Raw genomic sequence first — 1,203 nt, 5'->3', positions numbered from 1 at the left:
CGATGCACAGGGTGCGTGCCGGGTCAGTGTGGAAGCGCTCGCTGGCCGAGGTGGCGTCGAGACCGTAGGGCGCCAGCAGGCACAACGCTTCAGGCGAAGGCTGCGCCGCGCTTTCAAGGTGTGCGCCCAACTCGATCACCAGGGCGCTGAGGCGCTCGTAGTCTTCGGCGTTTTCGGTGGCGATCCATACCGGCGGGAATTGCTTGATGGAAGGCACCGGCTGCGGCTGCGGGCCGTCCACCACCTGGCCATTTTCATAGCGGTAGAAGCCCTGCCCGCTCTTGCGCCCGAAGCGTCCGCCCACCAGCATCTGGCGGGTCAGGGGCGATGGTTTGTAGCGCGGGTCCTGATAGAACTGGTTGTAGATCGACTCCATCACCGGGTGGGAAACGTCGAGCCCGGTGAGGTCCAGCAGTTCCAGCGGCCCCATGCGAAAGCCTGCGCCTTCACGCAGGATACGGTCGATGTCGCCGCGCTCGGCAATGCCTTCATCGAGCATCTTCAAGGCTTCGGTGCCGTACGCACGGCCGGCGTGGTTGACGATGAAACCCGGGGTGTCCTTGGCGCGCACGCCGCGATGGCCGGTACGGGCAACGAAGGCCAGCAGGTCATCGCCGACCTTCGGTGCGGTGGCCAGGCCGTCGATTACTTCGACGACGCGCATCAACGGTACCGGGTTGAAAAAGTGCAGCCCGGCTACCCGTCCAGGGTGTTGGCAGCCGGTGGCGATGGCCGTGACCGACAGCGACGAGGTGTTGGTGGCGAGGATGCACGCCGCGCTGACCACACCTTCCAGCTGCTGCAACAGGCCGCGCTTGGCGTCGAGGTTTTCAACGATGGCTTCCACCACCAGGTTGCAATCGCGCAACGCCTCAATGGTGGTGGCAACTTGCAGGTTCGCAAGCGCAGCGTCCACCGCTGCCTGGGTGATCTTGCCCTTGGCGGCCAGCTTCGAGAGCGTGGCGCCGAGGTTATCCCGAGCGGTTTGCGCCGCACCGTCGCGGGCATCGAACAAGCGCACCAACACGCCCGCCTGAGCGGCAATCTGTGCAATCCCGGCGCCCATCACGCCGGTGCCTACCAGGCCCATGATCTTGATTGAATCAGCCATTGTCATTCCCCCAGGTAGTTCGCGGTGCGTTTTTCGAAGAACGCCGCGGCGCCCTCCTTCTGGTCTGCCGAATCGAACAGCAGTTGAAAGGC

General features: G+C 64.5%; 1 protein-coding gene and 1 pseudogene. Both read right to left on the bottom strand.

What is annotated here, in order from left to right; genetic code table 11:
- A partial coding sequence (locus HX846_RS38310; protein WP_178967591.1) for a 3-hydroxyacyl-CoA dehydrogenase occupies window positions 1–1,111 on the bottom strand: 1,111 nt, incomplete at its 3' end.
- Window positions 1,112–1,113: 2 nt separating this feature from the next.
- Window positions 1,114–1,203: pseudogene (locus HX846_RS40195) on the bottom strand (enoyl-CoA hydratase); the annotation flags it as partial.

Source organism: Pseudomonas sp. K5002 (assembly GCF_013386655.1).
Lineage (GTDB): Bacteria > Pseudomonadota > Gammaproteobacteria > Pseudomonadales > Pseudomonadaceae > Aquipseudomonas.
Note: the sequence above shows the minus strand (reverse complement) of the source record. Positions and strands in the feature narration are given on the sequence as shown.